The organism is Rhodococcus sp. DMU1 (assembly GCF_012272955.1).
Lineage (GTDB): Bacteria > Actinomycetota > Actinomycetes > Mycobacteriales > Mycobacteriaceae > Rhodococcus > Rhodococcus aetherivorans.
On sequence record NZ_CP050952.1, the window covers coordinates 4458738 to 4483709 of the forward strand.

Annotated in this window: 21 protein-coding genes; 7 read left to right on the plus strand and 14 right to left on the minus strand. The window is 69.9% G+C overall.

The genetic code is table 11. The annotated features are described in order from the left end of the window. Positions 1-42 precede the first annotated feature (42 nt). The gene (locus tag HFP48_RS20405) at positions 43-891 is read right to left on the minus strand and encodes an SDR family oxidoreductase (RefSeq protein ID WP_050035653.1); all 849 of its coding nucleotides are present in this window, start codon (positions 889-891) and stop codon (positions 43-45) included. Between the two features lie 115 nt (positions 892-1006). Between HFP48_RS20405 and HFP48_RS20410 the strand changes: the two genes are divergently transcribed. Further along, on the plus strand, positions 1007-1387 hold the full coding sequence (locus HFP48_RS20410) for a helix-turn-helix domain-containing protein (RefSeq protein WP_006932945.1): 381 nt from the start codon (positions 1007-1009) through the stop codon (positions 1385-1387). Between the two features lie 9 nt (positions 1388-1396). Here HFP48_RS20410 and HFP48_RS20415 read toward each other — a convergent pair whose 3' ends face one another. The 6 genes from HFP48_RS20415 to HFP48_RS20440 form a co-directional block, all read right to left on the minus strand. Beyond that, positions 1397-2806 carry an acyl-CoA desaturase gene (locus HFP48_RS20415; protein WP_006932943.1) on the minus strand — a complete coding sequence of 470 codons (1410 nt, stop codon included), beginning with the start codon at positions 2804-2806 and terminating at the stop codon, positions 1397-1399. 16 nt (positions 2807-2822) lie between these two features. Then, positions 2823-3920 (minus strand): ferredoxin reductase, encoded by a 1098-nt coding sequence (locus HFP48_RS20420; RefSeq protein WP_050035655.1) that lies wholly within the window; start codon positions 3918-3920, stop codon positions 2823-2825. Positions 3921-4070: 150 nt separating this feature from the next. Beyond that, on the minus strand, positions 4071-5474 hold the full coding sequence (lpdA, locus tag HFP48_RS20425) for a dihydrolipoyl dehydrogenase (RefSeq protein WP_044475707.1): 1404 nt from the start codon (positions 5472-5474) through the stop codon (positions 4071-4073). A 214-nt stretch (positions 5475-5688) separates the two neighbouring features. Continuing rightward, positions 5689-6528, minus strand: coding sequence for an SDR family oxidoreductase (locus HFP48_RS20430; protein ID WP_006932938.1), 840 nt, complete (start codon positions 6526-6528; stop codon positions 5689-5691). Positions 6529-6633: 105 nt separating this feature from the next. Continuing rightward, positions 6634-7950, minus strand: a complete 1317-nt coding sequence (locus tag HFP48_RS20435; protein ID WP_065922276.1) for a wax ester/triacylglycerol synthase domain-containing protein — start codon at positions 7948-7950, stop codon at positions 6634-6636. Positions 7951-8073: 123 nt separating this feature from the next. Then, entirely contained in the window at positions 8074-9234 is a 1161-nt protein-coding gene (locus tag HFP48_RS20440) for an RNA-guided endonuclease TnpB family protein (protein WP_065922275.1), read from the minus strand. Here HFP48_RS20440 and HFP48_RS20445 point away from each other — a divergent pair. Next, complete coding sequence (locus HFP48_RS20445; RefSeq protein WP_255326775.1) at positions 9171-11366, plus strand: prolyl oligopeptidase family serine peptidase; 2196 nt, start codon at positions 9171-9173, stop codon at positions 11364-11366. The genes HFP48_RS20440 and HFP48_RS20445 overlap by 64 nt on opposite strands. Before the next feature lie 10 nt (positions 11367-11376). Here the strand turns inward: HFP48_RS20445 and HFP48_RS20450 are convergent, their stop codons facing one another. Together HFP48_RS20450 and HFP48_RS20455 are read right to left on the minus strand one after the other, a co-directional pair. Then, complete coding sequence (locus HFP48_RS20450; protein ID WP_006932928.1) at positions 11377-12228, minus strand: alpha/beta fold hydrolase; 852 nt, start codon at positions 12226-12228, stop codon at positions 11377-11379. Between the two features lie 9 nt (positions 12229-12237). Then, the gene (locus HFP48_RS20455) at positions 12238-13269 is read right to left on the minus strand and encodes a patatin-like phospholipase family protein (RefSeq protein WP_029545286.1); all 1032 of its coding nucleotides are present in this window, start codon (positions 13267-13269) and stop codon (positions 12238-12240) included. A gap of 174 nt (positions 13270-13443) precedes the next feature. Between HFP48_RS20455 and HFP48_RS20460 the strand changes: the two genes are divergently transcribed. The 3 genes from HFP48_RS20460 (at position 13444) to HFP48_RS20470 (ending at position 14555) form a co-directional block, all read left to right on the plus strand. Beyond that, positions 13444-13767 (plus strand): PASTA domain-containing protein, encoded by a 324-nt coding sequence (locus HFP48_RS20460; RefSeq protein ID WP_168580617.1) that lies wholly within the window; start codon positions 13444-13446, stop codon positions 13765-13767. Between the two features lie 112 nt (positions 13768-13879). After that, a complete protein-coding gene (locus tag HFP48_RS20465; protein ID WP_029545290.1) occupies positions 13880-14263 on the plus strand; it encodes a phage holin family protein in 384 nt (127 codons plus the stop codon). A gap of 85 nt (positions 14264-14348) precedes the next feature. After that, a complete protein-coding gene (locus HFP48_RS20470; protein WP_029545293.1) occupies positions 14349-14555 on the plus strand; it encodes a PspC domain-containing protein in 207 nt (68 codons plus the stop codon). An 81-nt stretch (positions 14556-14636) separates the two neighbouring features. Here HFP48_RS20470 and HFP48_RS20475 read toward each other — a convergent pair whose 3' ends face one another. Beyond that, entirely contained in the window at positions 14637-15494 is an 858-nt protein-coding gene (locus tag HFP48_RS20475; RefSeq protein WP_029545295.1) for a LysR substrate-binding domain-containing protein, read from the minus strand. A gap of 84 nt (positions 15495-15578) precedes the next feature. Between HFP48_RS20475 and HFP48_RS20480 the strand changes: the two genes are divergently transcribed. Then, positions 15579-16568 carry a bile acid:sodium symporter family protein gene (locus HFP48_RS20480; RefSeq protein WP_029545298.1) on the plus strand — a complete coding sequence of 330 codons (990 nt, stop codon included), beginning with the start codon at positions 15579-15581 and terminating at the stop codon, positions 16566-16568. A 1182-nt stretch (positions 16569-17750) separates the two neighbouring features. On the opposite strand, the gene groL is transcribed toward HFP48_RS20480, so the two are convergent. The 4 genes from groL to htpG form a co-directional block, all read right to left on the minus strand. Then, the gene (gene groL / locus HFP48_RS20485; protein WP_006932397.1) at positions 17751-19376 is read right to left on the minus strand and encodes a chaperonin GroEL; all 1626 of its coding nucleotides are present in this window, start codon (positions 19374-19376) and stop codon (positions 17751-17753) included. A 249-nt stretch (positions 19377-19625) separates the two neighbouring features. Beyond that, entirely contained in the window at positions 19626-20153 is a 528-nt protein-coding gene (locus tag HFP48_RS20490) for a DUF6764 family protein (protein WP_006932398.1), read from the minus strand. Between the two features lie 109 nt (positions 20154-20262). Beyond that, a complete protein-coding gene (locus tag HFP48_RS20495) occupies positions 20263-21039 on the minus strand; it encodes an HAD-IIA family hydrolase (RefSeq protein WP_006932403.1) in 777 nt (258 codons plus the stop codon). A gap of 106 nt (positions 21040-21145) precedes the next feature. Further along, positions 21146-23077 carry a molecular chaperone HtpG gene (gene htpG, locus HFP48_RS20500; protein WP_006932404.1) on the minus strand — a complete coding sequence of 644 codons (1932 nt, stop codon included), beginning with the start codon at positions 23075-23077 and terminating at the stop codon, positions 21146-21148. 211 nt (positions 23078-23288) lie between these two features. On the opposite strand from htpG, the gene hutU reads away from it, so the two are divergent. Beyond that, entirely contained in the window at positions 23289-24971 is a 1683-nt protein-coding gene (gene hutU / locus HFP48_RS20505; RefSeq protein WP_168579935.1) for a urocanate hydratase, read from the plus strand. Position 24972: the final 1 nt, after the last annotated feature.

Sequence of the window (24972 nt, forward strand, 5' to 3'; positions counted from 1 at the left end):
GCCCATGCTGTGTCGTGGGCGGATTCCGGTTCGCCGCGTGGATTACCGGCTCAGCGCCGTGGCCACCGGCGTGCTCGGGCGTCCGATGAGTCGCTGCAGGTCGCCGCTGTCGGTGTCGAGGGCGCCGACGGCGATGCCCGCGTCGGAGTCCGCGAGGATAGCGGCCATCGGAGCGGGCACCCCGGCGCTCTCGAGGACCTTCGTGTACTCGTCCCGGGGCAGGTCCTTGTAGGCGACGGGCGCGCCGACGATCCCGGACAGGACGTCGGCGAGTTCCACGTAGGTGAGGCGCTCGTCGCCGCCGAGTTCGTAGATCCGGCCGGCCTGGTCGTCGGCGAGCAGCACGGCGGCGGCGGCCTCCGCGTAGTCCTTGCGGGCGGCACCGGCGACGCGGCCGGTGCCGGCGGCGCCGAACAGGGCGCCGGTCGCCTTCGCCGTGTCGACAGCGGCGGCATAGTTCTCCCAGTACCAGCCGTTGCGCAGCAGCACGACGTCCAGGCCGGAGGCGGCGAGCAGGTCCTCGGTGGTCTTGTGCTCGGCGGCCAGGGCCAGGGGGCTGCGCTGCGCGTCGAGGACGCTGGTGTAGGCCACGAGGCCGGCCCCTGCGGCCTTCGCGGCCTCGATGACGTTGGTGTGCTGCGCAATCCGCCGGCCGACCTCGCTTCCGGAGATCAGCAGGAGCTTGTCGACGCCGGCCAGAGCGGCGACGAGTGCGTCCCGGTCGCCATAGTCGGCGACGCGCACCTGCACGCCCCGGGCGGCGAGGTCGGCAGCCTTCGCGGCGTCGCGGACGATCGCGACGACGTCGGACGGCTCGGCACCGCGGTCGAGCAGAGCGGTGACGACGTGGTGGCCGAGGTGGCCGGTGGCACCGGTGACGGCGATGGTCATGAGATCTCCTCGAGAACGGAAGTCGGGAACACTGCCATCAAATCACTTACTAATCGTAAGTGCAACCCATCAAGTAAGTACGCCACGAAGTGTTCGCACATGTACGCTGAGGGGCGTGACGACGGATCCCGCACTCGAAGCGAACGTGTTCGCCCGCGCGTGCACGTCCCGGCAGGTCCTGCAGAACGCGACCGGCCGCTGGGGCGTGCTCGCCCTGGCCGCCCTGGGCGAGGGCCCGCACCGGTTCGGTGAACTGCGCCGCCACGTCGACGGGGTGAGCGAGCGCATGCTGTCCCAGACGCTGCAGCAGCTCGAGCGCGACGGCCTCGTCCACCGGCGGGTGGAAACGACCATTCCGCCCAAGGTCGAGTACAGCCTCACGCCGCTCGGCGCGCAGGTCGCCGAGCACCTGCGCGCCCTCATCGGGCTACTCGAGTCGAGCATGCCGGAAGTGCTTGCGGCACAAGCGGAGTACGACCGAACCCATCGGCCGTAGCAACGATCGTCAGCGCGGCGGCGGTTCGACCTCCACACCACCGTGCTCGTGCTCCGGGCCTGCTGCGGGATGGTCCGCGGGCAGTCGGCTGCGGAACCGGGCGGCCTCGCTCGTCGCCGGCTTCCGTGACGACGGATCGTCCGCGCTGCGATACGGACCGGGCTTCGGCCGCGGCTTGCCGCCGGGGAACGCGAGGCGCAGGATCGTCCGGTGCACGGTGCCCCACTGCCTGGACAGGGGCCCGGTGTTGTACGGCAGTCCGTACCGCTCGCAGATGTCCTTCACCTCGGGCGCCACCTCGGAGTACCGGGTGCTCGGCATGTCGGGGTAGAGGTGGTGTTCGACCTGGTAGCCGAGGTTCCCGCTGATCACGTGGAACAGCGGACTGCCCTCGATGTTGGCCGCACCGACCAGCTGGCGGACGTACCATCCGCCGCGGCTCTCGTTCTCGACCTCCTTCCGGCTGAAGGTGTACGTCTGGTCCGGGAAGTGGCCGCAGAAGATGATCGCGTGCGACCACACGTTGCGGATGATGTTGGCGGTGAAGTCCGCCGCCAGGGTGGCGAGGAACGTCTTCTCCACGCCCGGCAGGACCTTGTCGAGCACGTCGGCGACGAGGTCGGCCCGGCGGCCGGCCGCGCGGCCACCCCCGAGGCGGCCGAGTCCGCGCAGGCGGCGCCCGATCCGGGAGGTGGCCGGCTGCGGAATCCGTCCGCCCGACAGCAGCTGCACGGCGGCGAACGCGCCGGCGGAGACCAGAGGCCAGCCCACGTAGTCCTTGACGAATTGCCGCCGCGCCTTGCCTGCGATGCCCTTCAGTTCGCCGAGCACCTGCGCCGGGGTCTTCTCCCCCGCCCACAGCGCATCGAGATCGAGGTCGTGCAGCGCTACGCCCCACTCGAAGAACGCCATGAGCAGCACGTTGTAGAACGGCTGCGCAAGGTAGACCGGATGCCACTTCTGGTGCGGGTCGATCCGCATGATCTCGTACCCGAGATCCTTGTCCTTGCCGCGGATGTTGGTGAAGGTGTGGTGAATGTAGTTGTGCGAGTGTTTCCAGCCCGCCGCGGTCGACGCGGTGTCCCAGTCCCACACCGACGAGTGGATGTCCGGATCGTTCATCCAGTCCCACTGCCCGTGCATGACGTTGTGGCCGATCTCCATGTTCTCGAGGATCTTGGCCATGCCGAGGCATGCGGTGCCCGCGACCCACGCCGACTTGGACGCCGAGCCGAGCAGCAGGGCACGGCCGGCGACGGCGAGCTGTCGCTGCGTCGCGATCACCGTCTTGATGTAGCGGCGGTCGCGCTCCCCCAGGTCGGCGTAGACCCGGTCGTGGATGGCGTCGAACTCCTTCGCCAATGCCTCGAGCGTTTCCTGGCTCAGATGCGCGAGCGGACTTTCGATCTCCGTCGTCATCTCGCGTTCCTTTCGTTCACAGCTCGATTTCGATGTCGCCTTCGGCGGTGTGGATGCATGTGCGGACCGCGGCGCCGACGGGTTCGGCGACCTCGTCCGTGCGCAGGTCCCGCACCCTGCCCGACCGCAGGGTGCCCACGCAGGTATGGCAGATTCCGATCCGGCATCCGTACGGAAGCTGCAGGCCGGCCTTCTCGCCCGCCACCAGGATCGGCGTGCCGCCGTCGCATTCGACGTCGGCCTCGCTGTCGAGGAAGTGAACCGTGCCGCCCTCACCCGACCCCGCATTCCCGCCGATGATCGGCTGGAAACGCTCCATGTGGAGTTTTTTCGGATCCCCGTGGTCGTTCCAGTGCTCGACGAACGCATCGAGCATCTCGCCGGGTCCGGAGCAGAACGCCTCCCGCTCCCGCCAGTCGGGGCACAGCTCGTCCAGATCGGCCGGCGTCATGCGGCCCTGCTCCGCGGTGAGCCGCAGCACCAGGCGGAACCCGGGACGACGCGCATCGAGGTCACGCAGCACGGACGCGAAGATGACCTCGTCGGCGGTACGGGCCGAGTGCACCAGGACGACGTCGTCGAGGGCGTCGCGGTGGTCCAGGCTGCGCAGCATGCTCATGATCGGCGTGATACCGCTACCGGCACTGACGAACAGCATCTTCCCCGGCAGCGGGTCGGGCAGGGTGAACACACCCTCGACCTCGCCGAGCCGCACCACGTCGCCGGGCCGGATCCGGCGCACCAGGTGCGGCGAGACCACGCCGGTCTCGACGACCTTCGGGGTGACGCTGATCAGCCCGTCCTCGGGCTCGGGATCGGAGGTCAGCGAATAGGCGCGCCAGTGGTAGACGCCGTCGATGATCACCCCCAACCGCACGTACTGGCCGGGACGGTGCCCCCGCCACTCGTACGCGGGACGGATCAGCACGGACGCCGCCCGGGAACCTTCGGGCACCACCCGCTCGACCCGGCCCCGCAGCTCCCTGGTGGTCCACAGGGGATTGATCATCTCGAGGTAGTCGTCGGGACGAAGGGGGGTGAACAGGTGGCGCACGGCACGCAACATCATCCTGCGAATCGGATGTACCTCGGGTCGCGCGCCGCGTTCCGCCATGGGGGGAAGGTACCCCGCGTCACGGGTATCGAATCAGGTTTCGTCTCCGAAGACGACGACAGCCCGCGGCGACGTTTCGGTCGCCACGGGCTGAGGCCGGTACATCCGAACGGGGATCTGCCCGTGCGGAGGATCTTCGACGCGCTGGGATCAGAAGTTGATCATGTGCCCTGCGAGGCCGTGGATGGCCTCCTGCAGCGCCTCGCTCAGCGTCGGGTGGGTGTGGACGTTGCGGGCCAGTTCGTTGACCGTCAGGTCCCACTTCTGCGCGAGGGTCAGCTCGGGCAGAAGTTCGGAGACGTCGGGGCCGATCAGGTGGCCGCCGAGCAGTTCCCCGTGCTTGTTGTCGGAGATCAGCTTGACGAAGCCGTTGGGGTCGCCGAGGCCGTGGGCCTTGCCGTTCGCGGTGAAGGGGAAGGTCGCGACCTTGACGTCGTAACCCTCGTCGCGCGCCTGCTCCTCGGTCAGGCCGAAGCTGGCGACCTGCGGCTGGCAGAACGTCGCGCGCGGCATCATCCGGTAGTCGTCGAAGGTGAGGGTCTCGGCGCCGCCGATGGTCTCGGCCGCGACCACGCCCATCGCCTCGGCGACGTGCGCCAGCATGAGCTTGGCGGTGACGTCACCGATGGCGTAGATGTGCGGCACGTTCGTGCGCATCACGTCGTCGATGGCGATGGCGCCGCGGTCGGTGAGGGCGACACCGGTGTTCTCGAGGCCGAAGCCCTCCACGCGCGGGGCGAACCCGACCGACTGCATGACCTTGTCGACGACGACGGACTCGACGTTGCCGGACTTGTTGTCCTTGATCGCGACGGTCACCTTGTTGCCGTCGTCGTCGATGGACTGCACCGCGGCACCGGTCATGATCTTCACGCCGAGCTTCTTGTACGCCTTCGCGATCTCCTTGGAGATGTCGGCGTCCTCGTTGGGCAGCGCACGGTCGAGGAACTCGACGATGGTGACGTCCACGCCGTAGTTGGCCAGCACGTAGCCGAACTCCATACCGATGGCGCCGGCACCGACGATCAGGATCGAGCCCGGCAGCTCACGGGTGAGGATCTGCTCCTCGTAGGTGACCACGTTCTTGCTCAGCTCGGTGCCGGGCAGCAGCTTGGTGACCGAACCGGTCGCGATGATCGCGTTGTCGAAGGTCACCGTCTCGGTCCCGCCCTTGTTGAGCTCGACGGAGATGGTGTTGGCATCGACGAAGGAACCCGCACCGTCGTATTCGGTGATCTTGTTCTTCTTCATCAGGAAGTGCACGCCCTTGACGCGGCCGTCCGCGACCTTGCGGCTGCGGTCCACGGCGGCGCCGAAGTCGAAGGACACGTCCCCGGACATGCCGAACGTCTTGGCCTCTTTCGTGAAGAGATGCGCCAGTTCGGCATTGCGGAGAAGCGCCTTGGAGGGAATGCAGCCCACGTTCAGGCAGACACCACCCCAGTACTTCTTCTCGATGATGGCGGTACTCAGTCCCAGCTGTGCCGCGCGGATAGCAGCGACGTACCCACCGGGACCGGCTCCGAGGACAACGACGTCATAGTGTGAGGTCACGAACAAACAGGGTAGACCTGCCGCTCCGGCGTGTCTGCGGATGGTCCGGTTACTTGCCGGTAGCCCCGACATGAGGCACGAATCGGGCAGGCGCACGGCGTCGAGCGGGTGATCACCGAGGCCGAGGGGACGCTGCCGCGGGCGGGGGGGACGCTGCCGCGACGAACATCGAGAGCCACCCGCGACAACCGCCCCCTCGGGCGCAAGCACTTCCTCAGCGGCGGAAGCTCCGCATCCGCTGCACGTACCGCAGCACCTTCCGCACCGGCACCGGTCGCGGCCAGTCGACGGCACGGAACCACGCCTCGCTGCCGCCGTCGACCACCACGACGGAGCCCACGAGGAAGTCCGCGGCCGGCGAGAGCATGAACTCCACCCACTCGGCGATCCGGTCGGGATCACCGAACCCGCCGATCGGAACCGGAAAACTCCTGACCCGCTTACCTTCCGGGCTCGCGAGCTGAGTCTCGAGCAACGGCGTCGCCACCGCGCCCGGCGCGAGGACGTTCAGCCGGATCCCCGACCCCGCCCAGTCCGGGGTCACCGCATTCCGGCGTGCCCAGTGGGTGACGGCGATCTTCGACGCGGCGTAGGTGAACGGGGCGGCCGCCGGCCGGATCCGGCCCGCCCGCCGCACGCCCTTCTCCAGGTCGCCCGCGAGAAACGCCCGCACCGCCGACATCGGGACGGCCGGGGTGGTGGTCGTCGAATTCGACCCGAACACGACGACCTTGCTGTTGCCGGTCGCGGCGAGCGCCGGCCGCCACCCCTCGAGCAGCTCGATCACGCCCCGGACGTTGACCTGGGCGATGGCCTGTTCCTTGCCGGGCACCGGACCGAGGCCCGCGGCGAGGACCGCACCGTCGAGCCGGTTCCCGGCCCGCTCGAGGGTCTGCCGCACCGCGTCGGAACGTCCCGCCGGGGTCGAGAGGTCGGCGACGACGTCGCCCTCCTTCAGGTCGATCCCGATCACCGTGTGACCGGCTGCCCGCAGCCGATCCGCGGCGGCCCGGCCCATCCCCGACGCCGCACCGGTCACCGCATACACACCCATCGTCACTCCCTCGTCGATCCGGTTCCGACCGGCACGCTACAGTCGCAACCGTCCCGAACCAAGCAGTTGCTCGACAGCGCCCGGGGCGGTTCGGGCACACCTTCCCTACGCGCGCGCCACCTGCGCGACGGCGGCACGCAGCACGGTCTCGTACCGGTCCAGTTCCCCGGGCTCGAGCACCTGCGGACTGGTCGTGACCGACAGCGTGACCACGTCGCCGATCCCGTGCACGCCGTGGGTCAGTCCCATGACGGGCGACAGGCCCGGGAACCCGGCGGTGAAGCGCACGACGGCGCCACCGAGCACCAGATCGCCCGCGCCGCGGTACACGCTCGACACGACCGTAGTGCCGGTGACGGTCCGCGGCACCGCGCCGAAGTCGGCGCGGGCGAGCCCGAACCGCAGCAGCGGGGCCGGGACGTGCGCGAGCGGACGATCCCGCAGATCCATGGCCGGATGCGTGATCCGTCGCCGCCGCTGCGCCAGGTCGTCCGCGATGGCCGCGGCGCGTTCACGGAGATCGCGCACGTGCGCGAACAGCCGGACGCCGGTGCTGCGGTAGGCATTGCGCGACAACCTGTTTCCGGCGAGGGAGACGGGCACCTCCGCGCCGAGCCGGTCGGCCGGGAAGTCGCCGAGGAACTCGGCGAGCGCGGACCCGATCGCGGTCAGCGCACCGACGGTCACGGTCCCCACCGTGCGCAGGTCCGTCGCCGGGCACACGATCGTCCGCACGGCACGCCGCGGGCCGGGATCGGTGTTCACGGCGCTCGGCGGGCAGCCCGGGGCCGGCGGCGGGACGGCCGGATCGGCCAGTTCCCGTTCGGCGCGACCCGCGCGTGCCCCCGTCACCAGCAGCGAGCCCAGCTGGAGCGGCACCCGGGCCGCGGCCCGCAGCAGCATTACCGGCACCGCCGGCGCCTCCGGCCCGGCCGGGGCCCCGTCGCCGGCGGGGGCGGTGCCGGACAGCAACGCCCGGGCCAGGGCGGACGCGCGGGCCCCGTCCGCGAAGGCGTGCGAAACCTGCAGCACGACAACGGTTGCGGCCGCGGCGCAACGCGGTGCCCCCGTCACGCCGGGCAACAGGTGCAGCCGCCACGGCGAGGCCCGGATGTCGAGCCGGTCGGTGAGCAGCTCACCGAGGGCCTCCTGCACGCCCGGCCAGGACGGATCCGGCAGCCGGTGCACGACGAACCGGTCGGCGCCGACGGGCCCGGTCGCCCAGTACGGATAGTCCAGATCGCCCGGCACCGCCACGGCGTGCAGCCGCAGCTCGACGACGGCCGACGCCCGTCGCCGCAGCTCCGCCACCAGGTGGCCGGGGTCGCCGGCCGGCTCCTCGAAGCAGAACAGCAGGAACTGGTCGCTGCGGACGCGGTCGTCGAGCCAGTCCCGCTGGGCGTCGGAGGGGTGGAGCTGCATGCCGCCAGTGTGGCGGGTGCGGCGTTTGCGTCGCGCGCCGCGGTCCCCACCGGGTCGCCCGGGGCCGGATGAGTAACAATTGCGCTCAACGCCTCTCCTGCCTGAAGGCAGGAGATTCCCAGCTCAGACCGCAACCGCAGCACCGACCCGAAGGAGGTGATCCGATTGACTGACGTCGTCGACACCGGTGTGGCCACGCTCCGCCACAGCCAGAACCACTCTGGCAGCGTTCCGGTCCCGGCATGCGATATAGCCGCAGCCCTGGCACCGGAAGATCCGTTCCGCGAGTTCGAGACGCTGCTTGGTTCTCGCGAAACACCTCGAACACGTCATGGTCGTGTACGCGGGCCGCACCATCACCACCTTCCGGTCGGCCCGGCTGCCCCGCTCGATCAACTCCCGTTTCGCCGACCCGATCGCCGCGTCCGCGGCCTGACGAGCCATCGTCGACCTCGCCATAAACCGCGGCCGGAAATCCTCCACCGCAATCAACTCCTGGTTGTCGACCACACGTTTCGCCCACACCCGCGCCTCGTGCCGGTTCCGGCACGCGGCCTTCGTCACGATCTTCGCCGCGTGTGTGCGGGCGCGCCGGTAGCCCTTCGACGGCGGGTGGCCCTTCCCGCGGCGGCGCGCCGTCTTCCGTTGGGCTTTCGCCGGCTCCGCCGCGCAGCGTTTCCGATGCCCACCGTAGGACAGGTCGAATCTCTCGTCGGTGGTCGTCGCGGTCCGGGCCCCACCCCAATCCACACCGATCCCGGAACCGCTCGGGGCTCCCGGTGCCGGTTCCACCTCGCGGGTCACCACGAACGAGGCGTACCAGTGCCCCGGCGAATCGCGGGTGATGCGCACACTCGACGGCTCCGACGGCAACTCCCGCGACCACACCACCGGGATGCTGACACCCTTGGCGAGCACCAACCGCCCGTCCCGGATCCGGAAGCCGCGCCGGGTGTACTCGAGCGACGGCGACGTCGTCTTCCACGACTTGCCTCTGGGGCGGCCACGCCCTTTCACCGTGAAGGATGCCTCCAACGCTTGTGCATAGGTTCGCAGCGTCTGCTGCTGCGCCACCTGGGAACCGTCCCGCAACCACGACGAGCGTTTCCGCGCTTCGGTCAACTGCGTGGCCAGCTTCCCGAACGTCGGCCTGCCACCGGCCTTGTGTTGGTGCACCGCCTCGTTCCACAAGAATCGGCAACGATGCCACTCCTGCATCAGTGCATGTTCGGCGATACTGCCCGGCCGCAACCGGTAGTTGTAGCGCACCACCTCGACCCCCATACCGGGCACGCCAACCGGACCCACCGACAGGTTTCCCCGACACCCTCACACCCCTCGAGAGGAGGACGGCGCCTTCTCTCCCCCGTGCACGAGGGAGTATCCGCGCCGAACACCAGATGACCGACGACACGAACGACCCGTACCTCTGGCTCGAGGACGTCACCGGCGACCAGCAACTCGGGTGGGTGCGCGCGCACAACGACCGCACCGTCGACGAGTACACCCGCACCGAGGCGTTCGAGACGCTGCAGTCCCGGATCCGGGAGGTCCTCGACACCGACGCGCGCATTCCGTACGCGCGGCGTCGCGGCGAGTACCTGTACAACTACTGGCGCGACGCTCGGCACGTGCGCGGTCTGTGGCGGCGCACCACCATGGAGCAGTACCTGCGCGACGCCCCGGACTGGGACGTGCTGGTCGACCTCGATGCGGTCGCCGAGGCGGAGGGCGAGAACTGGGTGTGGTCGGGCGCGCAGGTGCTGCGGCCCGACCAGTCCCGGGCCCTGATCGGCCTGTCGCGCGGCGGCGCCGACGCCACCGTGATCCGCGAGTTCGATGTGGAATCACGGAAGTTCGTCGACGGGCCGGACAGTTTCACGGTGCCGGAGGCGAAGACCGACATCGGCTGGATCGATGCGGACACCGTGTACGTCGGCACCGATTTCGGCGACGGCTCGCTCACGGACTCCGGATATCCGCGCCTGGCCAAGCGCTGGCGCCGCGGTACCCCGCTGTCCGCGGCCGAGACGGTGTACGAGGGCGACAAGTCCGACGTCGCCGTCTCCGCCTGGTACGACCGCACCCCCGGCTTCGAGCGCAGTTTCGTCGAGCGCGCGATCGACTTCTACACGTCGCACCGTTTCGAGTTGCGGCCCGACGGGGAGCTCGTCCGGATCGAGGCCCCCGACGACGCGAAGGTCTCCGTGTACCGCGACCACCTGCTGATCAGGACCCGGTCGCCGTGGCTCGGACATCCGGCGGGCACCCTGCTGGCCGCGAACTACCCCGAGTTCCTGGCCGGGTCGCGCGAGATGACGGTGCTGTTCGCCCCGGACGCGCACACCTCGCTGGAACAGTACGCCTGGACGCGGAACCACCTGCTGGTGGTCGCGCTGCGCGACGTGCAGACCGAGGTGCGGATGCTCACCCCGGGAGCGGACGGGTGGACCGATCGGCCCCTCGAGGACGTGCCGGCCGCGACCTCCACCTCCGTGATCGACGTCGACCCGCTCGAGAGCGACGAATTCTTCCTCAACTCCAGCGGTTTCACCGTGCCCGCGACGCTGCTGTCCGGCACGGTCGGCAGCCCGCTGGAGCCGATCAAGCAGGCCCCGGCGTTCTTCGACGCCGAGAACGTGACCGTCACACAGTATTTCGCCACCTCGGACGACGGAACCCAGGTTCCGTACTTCGTGGTGGGCCGCAACACCTCGTCCCCGGCGCCGACCCTGCTGTACGGCTACGGCGGATTCGAGAACTCGATGGTGCCGGCGTACAGCGGCGGCGTGGGCCTGGCGTGGCTCGAACGCGGGTACACCTACGTGATCGCCAACATCCGCGGCGGCGGAGAGTACGGGCCGCAGTGGCACACCCAGGCGCTGAAGGAGAACCGGCCCCGGGTGTTCGAGGACTTCGCCGCGGTGGCGCGGGATCTGGTCGCGCGCGGCATCACCACCGCCGACCGGCTCGGCATCCAGGGTGGCAGCAACGGCGGTCTGCTCATGGGCGTGATGCTCACCCGCTACCCCGAACTGTTCGGGACGATCGTGTGCCAGGTGCCGCTGCTGGACATGAAGCGGTATCACCTGCTGCTCGCCGGGGCGTCGTGGATGGCCGAGTACGGCGACCCCGACGACCCCGACGAATGGGCCTTCCTGCGCGAGTACTCGCCGTACCAGAACACCGACCCGGACGCGGCGTACCCGCCGATCCTGATCACCACCTCGACCCGGGACGACCGGGTGCATCCCGGTCACGCCCGGAAGATGGTGGCCCGGCTCGAGGAACAGGGGCACGAGGTCTGGTACTACGAGAACATCGAGGGCGGGCACGGCGGTGCCGCGGACAACGCCCAGGCCGCGTTCAAGGCGGCACTGACGTTCACGTTCCTCGAGCGCATGCTGTCCCGGTAGGAGGCCGCGCTCACCGGTCCTTCAACCAGGCGGAGATGCGGTCGACGGTGTCCGCGTTGTCGCGGATCCACCCGTTGTGCCCCAGCGGCCGGGACTGGTGCCACGTCGTCACGTCCGCGGCGGGCATCTTCTCGAGCAGGTGCCGGGCGGCGGGGACGGGCGTCATGTCGTCGCCCTCGACGGTGACGGACAGGACCGGCAGGCTCAGCTCGGCCAGCCGCTGCTCGTAGTCGACGTCGGCGCCGCGGGGCTCGAAACGTCCGCTGCGGGCCAGGCGCGCCCAGTCCGAGATGAGCAGCCGGGACTGGCGGCCGAAACCGGCGACGTCGAGCCGATCGCCGGGCCAGAACCCGGCCACGCTCGCGGTGATCGACATCGCCGCGGACCCGAGGAGCAGACCCGGCCCGCGGATGCCCGCGTGGTGACGGTAGTAGGGGGTGCCCGCGGCGACGAGGATCAGCCCGCCGAGGCGTCCGGGATTGCGGGAGGCATAGAGCACCCCGAGCTGACCGCCCATCGAATGCCCCAGGAGGTACGGGGTGGAGTCGAGGAACCGTTCGTGCACCACCTCGAACATCGCCGGCAGGTCGACGGCCACCAGTTCCTGGTAGCCGTAGTCGCTGTCGGGTCCGGGACGGGGGCGGCTGTCGCCCTGCCCGGGCAGCTCGCAGAGCGCGGCGTCGAACCCGTGCCCGGTGAGCGCCTCGGCGACGGGCTCGTAGTAGCCCGCCGGGATGCCGAGGCCGGGCAGGATCACCACCACGGGCCGTGGCGCGTCGATGCGGGCCGGGTGTTCCGGACCGGGAAACAGGCGGACCGGCGTCGTCGTGCCGCCCGGCAGCTGGATCGGTACGGTCTCCACCGGCTCAGCCTAGGCGGTTCCGGTGTCCGGGTCAGCCGGTTCGGCGACCGGCGCGACGCCGAGCCCCGCGGCGTCGAGGGCGGACTCCGTGAGGCTGCGGCCGAGCGCGATCATCTCGGCCGCACGGTGGAAGTCGAGGCTGCGTCCCGACTTGCGAGGGACGCGGATGAGCACGTCCGGCGGGTACCCGGCGAGCTGATACCGGGCGAGGGCCGACTGCATCAGATCGAGCGAACGGTTCATCACCTCGAAGCGGCTGAGCTTCGGGACCGGTACCGGATCGTCGACGACCTCGGTCTCCTCGGGCGCCACGTCCTCCACGGCATCGCTGCGTGCCACCTGCCCGCTGCCGAAGCGACCGACCACCGAGCGGACGACGTCGCGCTCGAGCAGTTGCGCGGCGCTGCGGCGGAAGCGGCCGATCCACTCGTCGACCGGTCGCGGCTCCGCACTCGCGTGGGCCGGGGCGCCGCCCTCGACGTCGCGCTCCTCCGCCCCGAGACTGACACCGATGGTGACGTCGGCACCGGCGGCGAGGATCGGGGCGAGTGGCAGCGGATCGAGGATTCCGCCGTCCGCGAGCACCCGCCCGTTGAGCACGTACGGGGTGATCACGCCGGGGATCGCGATGGAGGCGCGGATCGCCACGTCGACGGGGCCGCGCTGGAACCACACGGACCGGCCGGCGGCCAGGTCCGTCGCGACCGCCGTATACGGGATCCGCAGCCCCTCGATGGGGGTGTCGCCGAGGATCTCGCGCACCTTGTCGAGGATCTTCTCGGCGTGGATGGCGCCCGGCGCGGACAGCGACACGTCGAGCAGGCGCAGCACGTCGAGCTGGGTCAACGACGTCGCCCAGCGGGTGTAGTCGTCGAGCTTGCCCGCCGCGTACAGCCCGCCGACGAGCGCGCCCATGGACGAGCCCGCCACCCCGGTGATGTCGAAGCCGCGTTCCTCGAGCACCTCGATCACGCCGATGTGGGCGTAGCCGCGGGCACCCCCGCTGCCCAGGGCGAGCGCCACACGCGTCGGTCCGGCCATGCACAGATCCTACGGAGCACACGGCGCGCGAACCCCGAGACGAAAGATCAGGGTAGGGATCGGGGCGTCACCCGATGTGGAGCCGGCCCGCCGGTCGGCACGCTGAAAGGCATGACATCCACCACGAGCAGTTCCCACTCCGTTCCCGAAAGATCCCGCCGTGGAAGGGTTTTGCTGCACACCTCCGTCACCGCGGCCGTGTGCGCGGCGGCCGCGTCGGTGCCGCTGGGCACCGGCACCGCGGCGGCGGCCCAGCCGGCTCCGAACGTGGTCGGCATGAGCGAACACAGCGCCCGGGCCGCGCTCGAGGCGCAGGGCGTGCCGTACGGCGTGGTCAACCGCGCCGGCACGGCATCCGGCGACTGCCACGTCACCGAACAGCGCGACAGGGGCTACCGCACCGAGATCGACATGCGGTACAACCACGACAAGGACGAGTTCGAGCGCGTCGAGACGCAGGTCTGGCGGGGCGTGGGCCTGGCGGTGGTCTGCATCTGACGAGTTCTCGCGCCGCGCCGACGATCCGGCGCCTCGAGGCGGGCCGGGATTCCGGCCCGCCTCGTCGGCTTGTCGGTTCACCCTCCCGGCCGGTGGGGGCTAGTCTCCTGGCATGGTCCGTCTGCTCGCGTCCGCGGTCGTCGCACTGCTCGCCAACGCTCTGGCGCTGCTCGTCGGTGCCTGGGTCCTGCCCGGCATGACGCTCGACGGCGTCGCCTTCGTCATCGCCGTCGTCCTGTTCACCGTGGCCGCGATGCTCGTCGACCCCCTGCTGCGTCAGCTGGCGGTGACCAAGACCCCCGCGCTCCTGGGCAGCAGCGCGCTCATCTCGACGCTGGTGGCGCTGATCGTCACCTCGCTCGTCAGCGACGGCCTGCAGATCCGGGGCGCGGCGACCTGGATCCTCGCGACGGTGATCGTGTGGGCCGTCGCGCTGATCGCCCGGATGCTGCTGCCCCTGGTGATCTTCAAGAAGACGCTCGCCAAGCGCCGCTGAGGACGAACCCCGAGACGAAAGATCAGGGTAGGAATCGGGGCGTCACCCGATGTGGCCGGCAGGCCCGCGGCGGCACGCTTGTCGCATGACATTCGAGAACAGCACCCCCGGTCCCCGTCCCTTCGCCCGTTCCCGCTCGCAGCGCATGCTCGGTGGCGTGTGCGGCGGTCTCGCCGAATACTTCGGCATCGACGTCAACCTCGTCCGCGCCGGTGTGGTGGTCGCCGCGTTCGTCACCGGAGGCGGTGCGGCGCTGGTCTACCTGGCGCTGTGGATGCTGCTGCCCGAGTGAGAGGGACGAGCTCACCGCTCTCCCCCGCGGCGTGCGCCCGCTCCGCCGGCCGGAACGGGCGCACGCCGCGCACAACGACGGTCAGCCGTCCCGGCCGAGCCGGTCGGCGTTCGCGAGGATCACGGCACGCAGTGCCCGCTCGGGTTCGTTGAGGACCGAACGCCGCGACAGCAGCACGAACTCGACCTCCCCCGCGTCGGGCAGTCGTCCCGCGCGCACGGGAACGAGCCCCGCCGGCGGCAGCCGGGCAGCGTGGAGCACGACGCCGAGCCCGGCGAGGACGGCTGCGCGCAGGCCGTTGAGGCTGTCGGTGGTGCAGGTGATGCGCGCCCCGAGTCCGGCGCGCCGGAGCGTGTCGAGGGCGATCTCGCGGGTCAACGCCGGCGGCGGATACGTCACCAGCGGGATCGGCCCGTCGGGCTCGACCACGAAGTCCGGTGCGGCGTGGAACACCAGCCGGTCCCGGAAGATCAGCTCCCCGTGTCGTTCCCCCGGCCGGCGCTTGCCGAAGACCAGGTCGAGGTCCCCGTCGTCGAGGCGCCGATGCAGGTCCTCGCTCAGCGCGACGGTGAGCTCGAAATCCACCCGCGGATGACTGCGCCGGAACTCCGCGAGGATGGCGGGCAGTTCGTGCAGCACCAGGTCCTCCGAGGCCCCGAAGCGCAGCCGCCCGCTGATCGGCGACTCCGAGAAGTACCGCCGGGCCGCGTCGTGCCGATCGAGGATGTCCCGGGCGAAGCCCAGCATGGCTGCGCCGTCGGCGGTGAGATCGACCGCGTGCGTGTCCCGCAGGAACAGCCGGCGGCCGGCGGCCTGCTCGAGCTTGCCGACGTGCTGACTGACCGTGGACTGGCGCAGGCCGAGCCGTCTCGCGGCGAGCGTGAAGCTGCGGGCGCGTTCCACGGCCAGGAAGCTGCGCAGGTGGACGGGATCGAACACCACGGTATTCAATCACGATTCGTGATGACAGTAATCGCGGTGATCGGTTTCCTGGATGGGCGTGCGGTGGCCTAGCGTCGACTCATGTTCTCCAGGATCCCCGTGCTCGGACGCCTCGACCCCTTCCTCGTCGGCATCCTCGCCACCGTCGCGATCGCGGCGCTGCTGCCGGCCGAGGGCACGGCCCTGACCGCCGTCACGTGGGCCTCGAAGATCGCCATCGGCCTGCTGTTCTTTCTCTACGGAGCTCGCCTGTCCACGCACGAGGCCCTCGAAGGCCTCAAGCACTGGCGCCTGCACCTGACGATCCTCGCCACCACGTTCGCGGTGTTCCCGCTGCTCGGTCTGGCGACGAAGGTCCTCGTGCCGGCGGTCCTGACCGAGCCGTTGTATCTCGGCGTCCTCTACCTGTGCCTGCTGCCCTCGACGGTGCAGTCGTCGATCGCGCTGGTCTCGGTGGCCCGGGGCAACATCCCGGGGGCGGTCGTCTCCGCCAGCGCGTCGAGCCTGCTCGGCATCTTCGTCACGCCGCTGCTCGTCGCGCTGACGATGACCACGCAGGGCGTGACGTTCAGCGCCTCTGCGGTGCTCGACATCGTGCTCATGCTGCTGGTTCCGTTCCTCGCGGGCCAGCTCGTGCGCCGCTGGATCGGCGGGTGGGTCAAGGCCCACGGCAGGCCGCTGAAGATCGTCGACCGCGGTTCGATCCTGCTCGTCGTGTACGTCGCGTTCAGCCGCGGCATGAACGAGGGCATCTGGTCGAGCCTGTCGCCCGCGCGGCTGCTCGCCCTCGTGGGCGTGTGCCTCGTGCTGCTCGCGCTGGTCCTGGCGATCACGTGGTTCGGCGCACCGCGCCTGGGCTTCTCCTACGAGGACCGCGCGACGATCCTGTTCTGCGGCTCGACGAAGTCGCTCGCCACGGGCCTGCCGATGGCGACGGTGCTGTTCCCGGGCCAGCCGATCGGGCTGATCGTCCTGCCGCTCATGTTGTTCCACCAGATCCAGCTGCTGGTGTGTGCCGCGATCGCGGCGCGGCTGGCGAAGCGTGCGGTCGCCGCGGCCGTGGCGGTGTGAACCGGCCGGACACCTCACGACCGCAGCCACAGCGGCAGGAGATCCTGCGGCTGCGGCTGCGATTCGACTGCGGTCTCGGGCCCGGGACTAGTCCGTGCTGCCGGAGCCGAGGTCGGCGATCAGTTCGAGGATGGGCGTGATGAGGTCGAGCAGGCTGCCGATCATGATCTTCTCCGTCCAGGTGGTGGGTGGCTGCTAGTCGTCGCCGGCGCTCAGCGAGTCCAGAACCTCCAGCAGATCGAAATTCTCGAGTACCCAGCCGATGATGTCCGCGAGAGACCCCATGGCGACTCCTCCTTGATTTCGTCGGTGTCACGGATGCGCGGCCTGGAACTGCGACCGCGACGCCATTGTTACAACATGTCACGAGTCGAGAACGCAGAAATCCGAAAAATCACCCCTCGATGGGAACGGGCCGGTCACACCGGAAACCCCGGACGGCACTCGGCCGCAGCGACGACGTGTGCCGCTGCGGCCGAGTGCTGTGGATCGAGGCAGCTCGAGAAGGGAAACCCTCCGACTCCCTCTCGGGCCGACGATCAGCTCACGGCCTGCTGGGTGGTCTCACCGGCCTCCGCGCTGCCCGTGCCGAGGATGTCGGCGAAGTCACCGAAGGTCTCCAGCAGGAGGTTGAGAATGTCCTGAACGGATCCGAGCATTGTCCGACTCCTTTGTCTCGTGTTTCTCGACCGGCCGGAATTTCCGGCCCGCCGCTTCTGCACGCGACCGGATCGTTCCCGATCACAATTCCGAGTGTGGCACGGGCCCCGCGAATTGTGCGCTGCGAGCCGGCGAATTCAGGGCGTGAGACAATTCACACCCCGGAAATGCGGCCTTGTTCTCGATGCATTTCCGCGGCATTTATGCAGGTGCAGAGCGGAAAATTCCGGAACGCGAAGATTTCCGCATTGTGAGTGCGGAAAAACGGAATGTTTAACGAAAAGAATTGCGTCCCCGGCCGCCCGGGAAGCGCCGCGCGGCCGCCCCGAACTGCACTTCAGCACTCGGCGCGGCGGAACATTTCCCCGATTTCCCGGCGGCGGCAGGCATTCCTGCACCCGTCGGAACTTCGCGCACGCCGGGGCCTGCGCTCCCCGCCGCTCGGCCCGGGCCGAGCCCTCGACGCCACGAGGCCCGGCCCCACCGAAGTGGAACCGGGCCTCGAAGACGGTCGGGCGTGGATCAGAAGTCCATGCCACCCATGCCGCCGGTCGGGTCGCCGGCGGGAGCGGCGGCCTTCTCCGGCTTGTCGGCGACGACAGCCTCGGTGGTCAGGAACAGGGCCGCGATGGACGCCGCGTTCTGCAGCGCCGAGCGGGTGACCTTGACCGGGTCGTTGATGCCGGCAGCCAGCAGGTCCTCGTACTCGCCGGTGGCAGCGTTGAGGCCGTGGCCGGCGGGCAGGTTGCGGACCTTCTCGGCGACGACGCCGGGCTCGAGGCCGGCGTTGAAGGCGATCTGCTTCAGCGGGGCCTCGAGGGCAACCTTGACGATGTTGGCACCGGTGGCCTCGTCACCCTCGAGCTTCAGGTCGTCCAGAACCGGCGCGGCCTGCAGCAGCGCGACGCCACCACCGGCGACGATGCCCTCCTCGACCGCAGCCTTGGCGTTGCGGACGGCATCCTCGATGCGGTGCTTGCGCTCCTTGAGCTCGACCTCGGTGGCGGCACCGGCCTTGATGACCGCAACGCCGCCGGCCAGCTTGGCCAGACGCTCCTGCAGCTTCTCGCGGTCGTAGTCCGAGTCCGACGCCTCGATCTCGGCGCGGATCTGGTTCACGCGACCGGCGATGGCGTCGGCGTCGCCGGCACCGTCGACGATGGTGGTCTCGTCCTTGGTGACGACGACCTTGCGCGCACGGCCGAGCAGCTCGAGACCGGCGGTCTCGAGGGAGAGACCGACCTCTTCGCTGATGACCTCGCCACCGGTGAGGATGGCGATATCGGCGAGCTGGGCCTTGCGGCGGTCACCGAAGCCGGGGGCCTTGATGGCGACCGACTTGAAGGTGCCACGGATCTTGTTGACGACCAGGGTGGACAGAGCCTCACCCTCGACGTCCTCGGCGATGATCGCCAGCGGCTTGCCGGACTGGATGACCTTCTCCAGCAGCGGCAGCAGGTCCTTGACGGTCGAGATCTTGCCCGACACGAGCAGGATGTAGGCGTCCTCGAGCACGGCCTCCTGACGCTCGGCGTCGGTGGCGAAGTACAGCGAGATGTAGCCCTTGTCGAAGCGCATGCCCTCGGTCAGCTCGAGCTGCAGGCCGAAGGTGTTGGACTCCTCGACGGTGATGACGCCTTCCTTGCCCACCTTGTCGATGGCCTCGGCGATCAGCTCACCGATCGCGGGGTCGCCCGCGGAGATGCCGGCGGTGGCGCCGATCTGCTCCTTGGTCTCGACCTCCTTGGCGGTGTCGAGCAGCTTGGCAGTGACGGCCTCGACGGCCTTCTCGATGCCGCGCTTGAGGCCGAGGGGGTTCGCACCGGCGGCGACGTTGCGCAGACCCTCGCGCACCAGCGCCTGGGCGAGCACGGTGGCGGTGGTGGTGCCGTCACCCGCGACGTCGTCCGTCTTCTTGGCAACTTCCTTGACCAGCTCGGCGCCGATCTTCTCGTACGGGTCCTCGAGCTCGATCTCCTTGGCGATGGACACACCATCGTTGGTGATCGTGGGGGCGCCCCACTTCTTCTCGAGCACGACGTTGCGACCCTTGGGCCCCAACGTCACCTTGACAGCGTCGGCGAGGCTGTTCAGGCCCCGCTCGAGGCCGCGACGGGCCTCTTCGTCGAACGCGATGATCTTGGCCATTGCGAAGTGATCCTCCGGATATGGGGGTGACACGCAGGGCGACCGCTCGTCGGGTCGCCCCATGTACGCCTTCGGCCGGAAGCAGTGCCCGCGACGGACGACCAGGGGTGTCGATATTCCCGGCCTCACCGTCCCGACCTGGCACTCACGTGTTGCGAGTGCCAAGAGCATTCTTAGCACTCGAGGGTGGCGAGTGCAAGGTCTGGAGCACCCGCCACCCCCGTCGCGCAAGACCGCTGCGGTGTGTTCTCAGCGACGCGTGGAACCGACGCCGACGGCGCACCACTGACCGGTGGCCGTGTTGACGGCGAACGACTGCGGGCCGACGCAGGTCACCCCGGTCGGATCGGCCGTCGCCCCCGACCCCCAGCCCGCGACCGACACCGTCGTCACCGGGCCCTGCGCCGAGGAATGGCTCAGTCCGCCGCCGAGGGCGTACGCGTAGGAGCGGCCACCGTTCTGGGCGCCGCTCAGGGCGGTCCCGAACCCCGTCGCGTGGGCCTCGGCCGCGCCGGCCGTCTGCGCCGCCGACACCGCGGTGCCGCTCTCGGAGGCGAAGGAGTGGGCCGTGCCGCCCTCGGCGGCCGTCGCGCCGCAGCTGGCGGCGTCGGAGACCAGGATCTCGTTGGCCGACGGCGGCGACACGCACGTCACCGGCGCCGCCGTCGCGGTACCCACGCCGAGCAGGGCGGCCGACGCGACGCCGAGAGCGGCGACGACACCGGCCCGGAGGAGGCGGCGGGGGACTACGACGGCACGGATGGATCGGATGGACAACAAGGTCTCCTCTGCGCTGGGCCGGGACTCGCTGGGCTCGGATGCCCGGACGGGGGCGACTCCCCCGGCGGCGAGGGTACCGGTCACACCCGCCCGGGGCGAGACGGCGTCACAGCGTGTCGAGGAGCTCCGGCAGGGCGGCGACCGAATCGATCACCCGATCGGGACGCTCGACCGCGAGGTCGAGCACCGACTGCCGAAACTTGCCGGTGCGCACCAGGATTCCCGTCATGCCGAGGCGCTGGCCGGGGATGACCTCCGCGTGGAGATCGTCGCCCACCACGGCCATCCGGTCCGGTTCGGTGCCCATCAGCTCGGCCGCGGCGAGGAAGCCCCGCATCGACGGCTTGCCGACCGCGACGACGGTCTGCCCGGTGAGTTCCTCGAGACCGGGCAGGTACACGCCGGTGTCGATGCGCAGGCCGTCCGCGGACTGCCACGTGGAGCCGCGGTGCATCGCGACCACCGGCACCCCGTCAAGCATGAGCTCGGCGACGCGGCTGAGGGCGCGGTGGCTGAACTCCGGCCCGGCCCCGCCGAGCACGACCACCTCGGGATCGTCCTCGTCGCGCACGATGCCCTCGAGGTCCGCCTCCACGTCGCCGTGGTTGAGCACCCAGCAGCGCCGGTCCGGGTAGGTCTGGCGCAGGTACTCGGCGGTGAGGGACGCGGCCGTCACGATCTCGGCGGGCTCGACCGGCATGCCCAGCCCGGTGAGGCTCTCGGCGATCTGCGCGCAGGTCCGCGACGTGGTGTTGGTCAGGAAGGCCCGATGCACCCCGCGCTCGCGGAGCCCGGCAAGCACCTCGGCGGCGCCCGGCACGGGTTCCCACGACGTCACGATCACGCCCTCGATATCGAACAACACCCCGTCCACGCCGGCCATGGTGTGAGCCTATCGGGTCGCCGCACCCCCACCACGCACGGACCGAATGTCACACCACGTCGATCGAATCGACGCGATGTGACATTCGGCCGGAAGGGGTGAGCGGTTACAGCGTGCGCGCGAGGCGATCGGCGAGCAGACGGGCGAACGCCGCCGGGTCCTCGAGTTCGCCGCCCTCGGCGAGCAGCGCGGTGCCGTACAGCAACTCGGCGGTCTCGCCGAGCGTCGGGTCGTCGGCGTGCCGGGCGTGCGCGTCGCGCAGCGCCGTGACCAACGGGTGGTCCGGGTTGAGCTCGAGGATGCGCTTGGTGTGCGGGACGGGCTGGCCCGACGCCCGGTACATCCGTTCGAGGGCGGGCGACATGGCGAACGTGTCGCCGACGAGGCACGCGGGCGACGTGGTCAGCCGCGACGACAGCCGCACCTGCTTCACGTGCTCGTCGAGCGTCTCGCCGAGCCACGACAGCAGGTCGGCGTACTCCTTCTCCCGCTCCTCACGCTCGGCCTCGGCGGCCTTCTTCTCGTCCTCGGTACCGAGATCCACCTCGCCCTTGGCGATCGACTGGAACGGCTTGCCCTCGAACTCGGGCACGGACCCCACCCACATCTCGTCGACCGGGTCGGTGAGCAGCAGCACCTCGAAGCCCTTGGCGCGGAAGGCCTCCATGTGCGGGGAGCTCTCGATCTGCTGCCGGGACTCGCCGGTCATGTAGAAGATCTCGTCCTGGCCTTCCTTCATCCGCGAGACGTACTCGGCGAGCGTCGTCGTCGAGTCCTCGCTGTGCGTGGACTCGAAGGAGGACACGGCGAGCAGGGTGTCGCGGTTGTCGAAATCCGAGAGCAGACCCTCCTTGAGGACCCGGCCGAACTGCGACCAGAAGGTCCGGTACTTCTCCTTCTCGGTGGTCGCCATGTCCTGGATCGTGGACAGCACCTTCTTGGTGAGCCGCCGGCGGATCGCGCGGATCTGCCTGTCCTGCTGCAGGATCTCGCGCGAGACGTTGAGCGACAGGTCCTGGGCGTCGACCACGCCCTTGACGAACCGCAGGTACTCCGGGATCAGCTCCTCGCAGTCGTCCATGATGAACACGCGCTTGACGTAGAGGTGGATCCCGGTCTTGCGCTCGCGCATGAACAGGTCGAACGGCGCCTGCGACGGGATGAACAGCAGCGCCTGGTATTCGAATGTGCCCTCGGCCTTCATCGGGACGACCTCGAGCGGCTCGTCCCACGCGTGGCTGACGTGCTTGTAGAACTCGCTGTACTCCTCCGCGGAGACGTCGTCCTTCGAGCGCGCCCACAGCGCCTTCATCGAGTTCAGGGTCTCCGTCTCGCGGACCACTTCGGCGACGGACCCCTCCCCCTCGGCGGGCTTGGTGCGTTCGACCTGCATCCGGATCGGCCAGGCGATGAAATCCGAGTAGCGCTTGACGATCTCCTTGATCTTCCACTCGGCCGTGTAGTCGAACAGGTGATCCTCGGTGTCCTCCGGCTTGAGGTGCAGCGTCACCGACGTGCCCTGGGGTGCGCCCTCGACCGTCTCGATCGTGTAGGTCGACTCGCCGCTCGACTCCCACCGGGTGCCGTCGTGCTCGCCGGCCTTGCGGGTCAGCAGGGTCACCTTGTCGGCCACCATGAAGGTCGAGTAGAAGCCGACCCCGAACTGGCCGATGAGTTCCTCCGGCGCGGCCGACTCCTGAGCCTCGCGCAGCTTGCGCCGCAGTTCCGCGGTGCCCGACTTCGCGAGGGTGCCGATCAGGTCGACCACCTCGTCCCGGGACATGCCGATGCCGTTGTCGCGGACGGTGAGGGTGCGCTGCTCCTTGTCGACCTCGATCTCGATGTGCAGATCCGACGTGTCGACCTGCAGGTCCTTGTTGCGGAACGCCTCGAGCTTGAGCTTGTCCAGCGCGTCCGACGAGTTGGAGACGAGTTCCCGGAGGAAGGTGTCCTTGTTCGAATACACCGAATGGATCAGCAGATCCAGCAGCTGACGCGTCTCCGCCTGAAACTCGAGCTGTTCGATACCCGTGGTCATGGATGGTTCCCTTCGACAGCAGAACGTTCGACGAAATCGTACGACCGCGCCGCCCCGCTGTTCCAAGGGGCCGCCGGGCGGGCCGCGGCCGGCCGCTCGGTCTCGGATCCGACACATCCGCCCGGACCGGTTGTCGCGGGGCGGTCCGCCGCAGTGTCATGGGATGGAGTCGCGGCGCCGGCGCGCCTCGCCGGTTTCGAGAGGAGGCCCCATGGCCACCGGAACGACCCCCTCCGCCCTCCCGGGCCCGCGGCCCGTGCGCGCCCCGCGCGGTCCCGGGCTGCGGTGCCGGGGCTGGCAACAGGAGGGCGCGTTGCGCCTGCTGATGAACAACCTCGATCCCGACGTCGCCGAACGGCCGGACGACCTGGTGGTCTACGGCGGCACCGGCCGGGCGGCCCGCAACTGGGCCGCATTCGACGCGATCGTGCGGACCCTCGAGACCCTCGGCGGCGACGAGACGCTGCTCGTGCAGTCCGGCAAGCCCGTCGGGGTGCTGCGCACCCACGAGTGGGCACCGCGCGTGCTGCTGGCCAACTCGAATCTGGTCGGCGACTGGGCGAACTGGGAGGAGTTCCGCCGCCTGGAGGCGCTGGGGCTGACGATGTACGGGCAGATGACCGCCGGATCCTGGATCTACATCGGCTCGCAGGGCATCCTGCAGGGCACCTACGAGACGTTCGGGGCCGTCGCCCGCAAGCGGTTCGGCGGCAGCCTCGCCGGCACCGTCACCCTGACCGCGGGCCTGGGCGGCATGGGCGGGGCGCAGCCCCTGGCGATCACGATGAACGAGGGCGTCGCGATCTGCGTCGAGGTCGACGAGGCCCGGGTCGACCGCCGGCTCGCGCAGGGTTTCCTCGACGCCAAGGCCGACAGCGTCGAGGCGGCGCTGGCCTCGGCGCTCGCGGCACGGGATGCGCGCGAGCCCCGCTCGATCGGGGTGGTCGGCAACGCCGCCGACGTCGTGCCGGCGCTGCTCGCGCTGCAGGCCCCCATCGACATCGTCACCGACCAGACCTCCGCCCACGACCCGCTGTCCTACCTGCCGCTCGGGGTGACGGTCGAGGAGTGGCACACCCTCGCGGCGAAGGACCCCGTGTGGTTCACCGAGCAGGCCCGCCGGTCGATGGCCCGGCACGTGGAGGCCATGGTCGGGTTCCTCGATCGCGGCGCCGAGGCGTTCGACTACGGCAACTCCATCCGCGACGAGGCCCGCAAGGGCGGCTTCGACCGGGCGTTCGCGTTCCCCGGCTTCGTACCCGCCTACATCCGTCCGCTGTTCGAGGAGGGCCGCGGGCCGTTCCGCTGGGTCGCGCTGTCGGGAGATCCCGCGGACATCGCGGCCACCGACCGTGCCGTCCTCGAGCTGTTCCCCGAGAACGAGCATCTCGCCCGATGGCTCACCCTGGCCGGGCGCGCGGTGCCGTTCCAGGGGCTGCCGGCCCGCATCTGCTGGCTCGGCTACGGCGAACGGGACCGGGCCGGGCTGAGGTTCAACGAGATGGTCGCCGCCGGAGAGGTCGCCGCTCCGATCGCCATCGGCCGCGACCACCTCGACGCCGGGTCGGTGGCCTCGCCGTACCGCGAGACCGAGGCGATGGCCGACGGTTCGGACGCGATCGCCGACTGGCCGCTGCTCAACGCCCTGGTCAACACGGCGTCCGGCGCGTCGTGGGTGTCGATCCACCACGGTGGCGGGGTCGGCATCGGCCGGTCGCTACACGCCGGGCAGGTGTGCATCGCCGACGGCACCGACCTCGCCGCGCGCAAGCTCGAGCGGGTGCTGACGAACGACCCCGGCACCGGCGTCCTCCGGCACGTCGACGCCGGCTACCCCCGTGCCGCCGAGGTCGCCGCGCGCCGCGGACTGCGCATCCCGATGCGGGAGGGCTGAC